The organism is Achromobacter sp. DH1f (assembly GCF_000633435.1).
GTDB lineage: Bacteria > Pseudomonadota > Gammaproteobacteria > Burkholderiales > Burkholderiaceae_B > Achromobacter > Achromobacter deleyi.
The window spans coordinates 94,552-101,434 of sequence record NZ_AYMF01000027.1 but is presented as its reverse complement, the minus strand read 5'-3'; the positions used below and the strand labels follow the sequence as shown (position 1 = coordinate 101,434).

The following is a 6,883-nucleotide window of genomic DNA, read 5'->3' as shown; positions in this document are numbered from 1 at the left end:
GGCTTTTTCATGGGCGTCGCGCGGATGTGGCGGGCCCCTTCAGGAACTGACAGGCGGGCTAGGCTTGCAACGCCCGCTGGCTGCGCAGCCACGCGGTCAGGCTGTCGAATGCATCTTGTGCGCCTTGCAGCGCACGCGCCTCGTGCCCCTGGGCCGCGCTGTCCAGGTGCTGCAGAAACCCTTTCCACAGCGCGCCGACCTCGTCGCCATAGCCGCGCAGATAGCTCAGCGGCAGGGGCGGGGTGATGTCCTCCAGCCGCTTGGCCAGGAAGCGTCCGCCCAGTTGCGAGCCTTCCACCACGTAGGCCACGCCCAGTGCATAGGCGTCGGCCTGCTCTGGCGCAGGGGCGTCGGCGCAATGCGCCACCGGCGCCGCATCACCGGCCGCTTGCAGGTCGGCGCGGATCAGGGCGCTTTTGCCCGCACGGGCCGAGGCCCGCAATTGCTCCGGCCATTGCAGCTGCCACAGGCGCTGTTCGACCGGTTCCAGCCAGCCCAGCAGGGCTCGCAAGTAGTTCAGGTAATGGGCGCGGCTGACGTCGCCATCGGCCAAGGCCAGGCCTTGGTCCAGGGTTTCGTGGCGTTCGCGGGTGCCGTCCCGCAGGACCTGGTGTACGGGGGAGATCATGCGAAGCTCCTTTGAGTTGTCAACAGGCGGTGGCGGCGGCCGGCAGGTGCAGCGACCAGCGCTGTGGCTGGCGCTCCAGGCGCCACCCCGAGGCCGCGGCCAACAGCGCGATGTCTTGCGCATCGAACAGTTGCGGCGTCGCGGGCGCCTGGGACGCGGCTGAAAAATCTGCATGCCAGACGTCCGTGGCGGAGGCATCCAGCACCAGCTCAGCCCCTTCAGGCAGCCACGGCAGCATGCACAGCAGCCAGGCCATCACCAGGTAGCGCGAGGCGAACGCCGGCAGTTCGATCGCAGCGGCCTCGTCGGGCCAGCGCACCTGGCGCTTGGACCACATCAATTGCGAAAACAGCAGCTTGCGGCATTGGCGCAGCAGCGCGTCGGCCGGTAGTCGCGCGCCGTTATCGGCCAGCCATTGGTCCAGGTCGCGCACCACATTGACGCTGTCTTCGAGCATGTGTTGCAGGTCGCCGGCCAGCCGTTGGCAGCGCTGCTGCAGGGCGTCGGCGCTGGCGCCTTCCGGCGTCTGGCGCAGCATGGCCACGGCCAGCGTGGCGTTGGACAGCGGCGCCAGGGTCTCGTGCCGCAAGACGGGAAAGATCTGCGCCAGCACCTTGAAACGCACGCCATCGGCGGCCAGGGCCTGGGCTGGAATATCGGCGTGCATCGGCGGCCTCAATCCGCCTGCCGCAGCACGCTCAGCAGCGCGTCGGGATCAGCGGGTTTTTCGATCCAGCCATTGAACAGGCGCGTGGCGTCTTCGTGGCGTTCGTGGCGGGCCAGGCCGCTCAGGGCATAGATGCGGGTCGACGCGCTGCGCTCGCGCAGCCGGCGGGCCAGTTCGTAGCCGTCCATGTCGGGCAGCAGGATATCGACCAGCACCGCCTGCGGGTCGAAGGCGGCGACTTGCGCCAGGGCATCTTCGCCATTGACGGCGCAGCGGGTCTCCAGGCCGGACAGCGCCAGGAATTCGGCCAGCAGTTCAGAGCCCATTTCGTTGTCGTCGACCAGCAGGACGCGTAGCGAGCGCGCTTCGTTCAAATCATGTCTCCAGGATGCGGGGTTGCGGGCGGCGCTTCAGCGCCGCGCGGCAGGATAACAGTGAAAACCACCAGGCCGTCATGGCAGCCGACGGCAATTTCACCATCGTGGTCGCGGACCACCTGTTCGGCAATATACAACCCCAGCCCCAGGCCATTGCGATTGCGCGAATGGCCCATGGATTCCGGCTTGAAGGGCGAGAACAGATGCGCCATGACCTCGTCTGGAATGGGCGCGCCATGGTTCGCCACGGTCAGTTCGATGGCCTCGCCGTCCAGGCGCGCCGTCACGCGGATCGGCATGCGCGGCGCGCCGTGCTGGCGTGCGTTGCTCATCAGGTTGGTGATCACCTGGGCGATGCGGTCGGTATCGGCCATCAGGGTCAGGCCGGGCTGCACGTCGGGTTCGATGAGCAGGCCGGGGTAGGCCTGGCGCTTTTCCTCGATCAGGCCATTGATCAGTTCGGACAGGCAGCATTCGCGCTTTTCGATGCCCAGCCCCATGCCGGCCTGCAAGCGCGACAGGTCCAGCACCTGCGAGATCAGGCGCTGCATCCGGCCGCTGGAATAGCGGATGCGCTCGCCCATGCGGGCACCGGAATCCGTTTTCGACAGCAGCGTGGCCGCCATGGAAATGGATTGCAGCGGATCGCGCAGGTCGTGGCCCAGCATCGCCAGCAGCGCGGTGCGGGCGCGGTCCACGTCGGCGGCGCGGCTGGTGGCGATATGGGACAGCTCGTCGCGCAGGTTGTCGGCCGCATCCAGTTCGGCGGGCAGCCAGGGTGCGCTGGTGTCGCGCGTCACTTCGCGCCACGCTTCGAACGAACCGCGCGGCGTCAGACGCGGGCCCAGGTTGCCGACGGCATACTGTTTTTCGGGCTTGCCGCCCCACACCACGGTTTCGATCTGCTCTTTGCGCAGCCAGATCAGCCAGCCGTTGTTCATGGGGTCGAACTTGCAGGCCAGGAGGCCCGCGTACGGCACCAGGTCGGTCTGCAGGTCGGGATAGTCGCGCGCGATGTTGCTGGTGTGCACCAGCCGCTGGCCGCTCTGGTCCAGTGCGCACAGGATGCCGGCCAGTTCGCCGCGCGGTGCGATGCCGCCAAACACCGTCACGCTGTTGCCCCACAGGCACAGCGCGGCGTCGTTGGGGAGCAGCGCGGCGGGGGAATCGGGCCCGCCGGACAGGGCCAGGTGCACGTTTTCGGACGCCGACACCCGTTCGGCCAACCGGCTGACCAGCGCGGCGCTGCGGCGCGCCTGTTCGGCGCGCTCGCTGCCTTCGATATTGGCCAGCGCGGCCGACAGCACCTGTGCCAGCGCCTCGCACGCCAGGCGGGCGGGGTAGGGGATCTGGCGCGGCGAATGATGGTGGCAGGCGATCATGCCCCACAGCTTGCCGCCGATCACCAGCGACAGGCTCATCGAGGCGCGCACGCCCATGTTCGCCATGTATTCCAGATGAATCGGCGACACGCTGCGCAGCACCGAAAAGCTCATTTCCAGCGGCGGCTCGTCATGGCGGTCCTCGCCCAGCACACGCACCGGCTGGTACTGCGCATCGGCAATCTGGCGCAGCGTATTCACCGTATACAGGCGGCGCGCCTGGGCGGGAATGTCGCCTGCCGGATAGCGCCGCCCCACCCAGTCTTCCAGGGTGGGGTCGCCGCGCCGCTCGGCCACGATCTCGCCGCTGTCGTCCGGATGGAAACGGTAGGCCATGACGCGGTCAAAGCCTGTGGCGCGCTGCACTTCCTGCACCGTGCGGTCCAGGAGGCCGGCAATGTCGCGCTGCAGGCGGATGCGTTCGATGCCGCGGTAGATGCGCGCGGGGTCGGCGATACCGGTGTCGTCGCCGCGGCGTTCCAGTTCAAGCAGCGTCAGGCCATCCGCGTTGCGGTGGGCAATGACGTCATAGGTGTGTTCGTCCAGCGCCAGGGTCAGCGGGTCGAAGACCGGGTCGGCGCTGTCCAGCCATACCGACAGATAGTGTTCCAGCCCCGGCGGCAACGCGCCGGGTTCGCAGCGGTAGCCCAGCGCCAGCGGCGTGCCCAGCACCTGCGGCGCGGTTTCGCTCGCGTAGCGCAGCACGCCCGCGGCATCGAACGCGAGCAACGCGCCCAGGGGCTGGATGGCGCCCGGTACGTGGATCGGTTCGCTGTCGCAATTTGCGAGCGTGACAGGCGGGTGGGACTGGGTGGGCGCATTCATTCTAGGCTTGTCCTGGAGGCGCGCAATGTGCTGTCATTATGTCAAAGTTCTTGCGAATGTGTGCATTTGCTGCGTCTCGGCTTTTTGGCGCGCGAAGGCCTTACGCTCTTTGGCGCCAACCGGCCCTAATCCCCTACGGAGTTTTCATGGCGCGTCTTCCCTACGCCGACCTGTCCCACCCCGAAGCGCAGCCCCTGGTGGACCGTATCGTTGCCGAGCGCGGCAGCGTGCTGCACCTGTACCAGATGCTGCTGCACAGCCCGGCCGTGGCCGGGGGCTGGCTCAACTACCTGACGTCCATCCGGCAATTATCCTCGCTGCCGGGCGACATTCGCGAGCTTGTGATCATGCGGGTGGCGAGTGTCAACGGCGCGCCCTACGAAGCCGACCAGCACGCGCCGATCGCCCTGAAGGAAGGCCTGTCGCAAGCCCAGCTGGACGCTTTGCCCGATTGGGAGGCATCCACGTTGTTCAGTGAACGCGAACGCGCGGTGCTGGCCTATACCGACGCCATGACGCGCCAGGTGCAGGTGCCGGAACCGGTGTTCCAGGCGGCGCGCGCCGCGATGGGCTCGGACAAGCTGACGGTCGAACTGACGGCCACCGTGGCCGCCTACAACATGGTGTCGCGCTTTCTGGAAGCGCTGCAGGTGCACTCGCACGACCACCGCTGACAACCGTCCGGGGGCGGCACGCCGCCCGCCGGGCAGGTCAGGGACGTCAGCCGCGCTGGGCTTCGATCAGTGCGTCCAGCTTGATGGCGTCGGCCACGAATGCACGAATGCCCTCGGACAGCTTGTCGCTGGCCATGGCATCGTCGTTCAGCTGCGTGCGAAAGGCCACTTCGTCCGACGCGATGCGGGCGATGTCGCCGCTGGCGGCATCGGCGCGCAATTGCGCCGGGGCGTCGCCTTCGGTGGCGGCCAGCTGGGTCAGCAGTTCGGGGCTGATGGTCAGGAGATCGCAGCCCGACAGCGCCAGGATCTGGCCCACGTTGCGAAAGCTGGCGCCCATGATCTCGGTGGCGATGCCGAAACGCTTGTAGTACTGGTAGATGCGGGTCACCGACTGCACGCCAGGGTCACGCGCGCCGGCGTGGTCGGCTTCGACCCAGGCGGCGCCGGCGGCCTTCTTGTGCCAGTCGTAGATGCGGCCCACGAAGGGCGAAATCAGCTGCACGTTGGCGTCGGCGCAGGCCACGGCCTGCGGCAGCGAGAACAGCAGGGTCAGGTTGCAGCGCACGCCCTCGGCCTGTAGCGCGCGGGCGGCCTGGATGCCTTCCCAGGTGGACGCGATCTTGATCAGCACGCGTTCGCGCGGCACGCCGGCGGCTTCGTACAGGGCGATCAGGCCGCGGGCGCGTTCGATGGTGGCGCGGGTGTCGAACGACAGGCGCGCGTCGACCTCGGTCGAGACCCGGCCGGGCACGATGTTCAGGATGGCGCGGCCGAACGCGACCAGCAGGCGGTCCATCAGCTCGGCGGTGGGGGCGCCGCGGTGGTCGCGGGCGGTTTTTTCCAGCAGCGGGCGGTAGGCGTCCTGCTGCACGGCCTTAAGAATCAGGGACGGATTGGTAGTGGCGTCGGTGGGACGCAGCGCCTTCATCGCTTCGAAATCCCCGGTGTCGGCGACAACGGTGGTGTGATTGCGCAGGGCGTCAAGTTGGCTGGGCATGGACAAAACGGCTCACAACGTCAGGGTTGAAGGTGCTTTAGCGTATCACTGCCGACGGTCCAAATCTTCGATCCTGGCCTTATTTGGCGCGGTTTTCCGGGGAAAACGGCCGCTCAAGGTATAATTCGAAGGTTTGATTATCGATTCATAAAACCGGGGTTTACTGTGCTGCCGCAACTTTTTTCCGAGGGGATCAACCGCTTCCCTCCTGCAATTCTGGCTCTGGCGGACGGTACCATTTTTCGAGGCGTGTCGATCGGTGCGCCTGGGCATACCGTTGCCGAAGTGGTGTTCAACACCGCGATGACCGGGTACCAGGAAATTCTCACCGATCCCAGCTATAGCGGCCAGATCGTCACGCTGACCTATCCGCACATCGGCAATACCGGCATCAATGCCGAAGACGTCGAAGCGAATCGCGTCTACGCCGCCGGCCTGGTGGTCCGCGACTGTCCCGCCCGCGTGTCGAACTTCCGTTCCACGCAATCGCTGCCCGAGTACCTGTCTGCCCAGGGCATCGTTGCCATTTCCGGCATCGACACCCGCAAGCTGACCCGCATCCTGCGTGAAAAGGGCGCTCAGGGCGCCTGCATCTTCGTTGGCACCGACGCCGACCGCGCCGTCGAACTGGCCCGCGGCTTTGCCGGCATGGCCGGCCAGGACCTGGCCAAGGTCGTGTCCATCAAGTCCAACAGCACCTGGACCGAAGGCACCTGGCAACTGGGCGAAGGCTACACCCAGCCCGACCAGTCCAAGTTCCACGTCGTCGCCTACGACTTCGGCATCAAGTCCAACATCCTGCGCCTGCTGGCCGATCGCGGCTGCCGCCTGACGCTGGTGCCGGCCCAGACCAGCGCCGAAGAAGTCCTGAAGCTCAACCCCGACGGCGTGTTCCTGTCCAACGGCCCCGGCGACCCCGAGCCCTGCGACTACGCCATCGACGCCACGCGCGTGTTCCTGGACAAGAAGCTGCCGGTATTCGGCATCTGCCTGGGCCACCAGATCATGGGCCTGGCCGTGGGCGGCAAGACGCTCAAGATGAAGACCGGCCACCACGGGGCCAACCACCCGGTGCAGGACCTGGCGTCCAAGCGCGTCTTCATCACCAGCCAGAACCACGGTTTCGCGGTCGACGCGGCCAGCCTGCCGGCCAATGCGCGCGTCACGCACGTGTCGCTGTTCGACGGCACGCTGCAGGGCTTCGAGCTCACCGACCGTCCGGCCTTCTGCTTCCAGGGCCACCCCGAAGCCAGCCCCGGTCCGCACGACATCCTGGAGCTCTTCGACAAGTTCATCAGCCTGATGTCCGGCCAAAAGTAAAGATTGCATC

General features: G+C 66.9%; 7 protein-coding genes. 2 read left to right on the top strand and 5 right to left on the bottom strand.

All coding sequences use genetic code 11. From position 1 onward, the window contains the following. Positions 1-58: 58 nt before the first annotated feature. From U858_RS0123400 to U858_RS0123385, 4 genes are read right to left on the bottom strand one after another with little or no spacing between them, the layout of a single operon-like run. A complete protein-coding gene (locus tag U858_RS0123400; RefSeq protein ID WP_029954247.1) occupies positions 59-628 on the bottom strand; it encodes a biliverdin-producing heme oxygenase in 570 nt (189 codons plus the stop codon). 19 nt (positions 629-647) lie between these two features. Beyond that, positions 648-1,295 (bottom strand): hypothetical protein, encoded by a 648-nt coding sequence (locus U858_RS0123395; RefSeq protein ID WP_025139582.1) that lies wholly within the window; start codon positions 1,293-1,295, stop codon positions 648-650. An 8-nt stretch (positions 1,296-1,303) separates the two neighbouring features. Continuing rightward, on the bottom strand, positions 1,304-1,669 hold the full coding sequence (locus U858_RS0123390; protein ID WP_025139581.1) for a response regulator: 366 nt from the start codon (positions 1,667-1,669) through the stop codon (positions 1,304-1,306). After that, positions 1,666-3,879, bottom strand: coding sequence for an ATP-binding protein (locus U858_RS0123385; RefSeq protein WP_025139580.1), 2,214 nt, complete (start codon positions 3,877-3,879; stop codon positions 1,666-1,668). Before U858_RS0123385 ends, U858_RS0123390 begins: the two co-directional genes overlap by 4 nt. Before the next feature lie 146 nt (positions 3,880-4,025). Between U858_RS0123385 and U858_RS0123380 the strand changes: the two genes are divergently transcribed. Beyond that, positions 4,026-4,553: a carboxymuconolactone decarboxylase family protein gene (locus tag U858_RS0123380; protein WP_025139579.1), complete on the top strand. Its 528-nt coding sequence runs from the start codon at positions 4,026-4,028 to the stop codon at positions 4,551-4,553. Between the two features lie 46 nt (positions 4,554-4,599). Here the strand turns inward: U858_RS0123380 and tal are convergent, their stop codons facing one another. Further along, entirely contained in the window at positions 4,600-5,553 is a 954-nt protein-coding gene (gene tal / locus U858_RS0123375; protein ID WP_025139578.1) for a transaldolase, read from the bottom strand. Positions 5,554-5,718: 165 nt separating this feature from the next. On the opposite strand from tal, the gene carA reads away from it, so the two are divergent. Continuing rightward, complete coding sequence (carA, locus tag U858_RS0123370; RefSeq protein WP_025139577.1) at positions 5,719-6,873, top strand: glutamine-hydrolyzing carbamoyl-phosphate synthase small subunit; 1,155 nt, start codon at positions 5,719-5,721, stop codon at positions 6,871-6,873. Positions 6,874-6,883: the final 10 nt, after the last annotated feature.

Excerpts from the sequence above, each read along its gene's own strand:
- U858_RS0123400 (WP_029954247.1), bottom strand. The coding sequence starts at position 628 with ATGATCTCCCCCGTACACCAGGTCCTGCGGGACGGCACCCGCGAACGC.
- U858_RS0123395 (WP_025139582.1), bottom strand. The coding sequence starts at position 1,295 with ATGCACGCCGATATTCCAGCCCAGGCCCTGGCCGCCGATGGCGTGCGT.
- U858_RS0123385 (WP_025139580.1), bottom strand. The coding sequence starts at position 3,879 with ATGAATGCGCCCACCCAGTCCCACCCGCCTGTCACGCTCGCAAATTGC.
- U858_RS0123380 (WP_025139579.1), top strand. The coding sequence starts at position 4,026 with ATGGCGCGTCTTCCCTACGCCGACCTGTCCCACCCCGAAGCGCAGCCC.
- tal (WP_025139578.1), bottom strand. The coding sequence starts at position 5,553 with ATGCCCAGCCAACTTGACGCCCTGCGCAATCACACCACCGTTGTCGCC.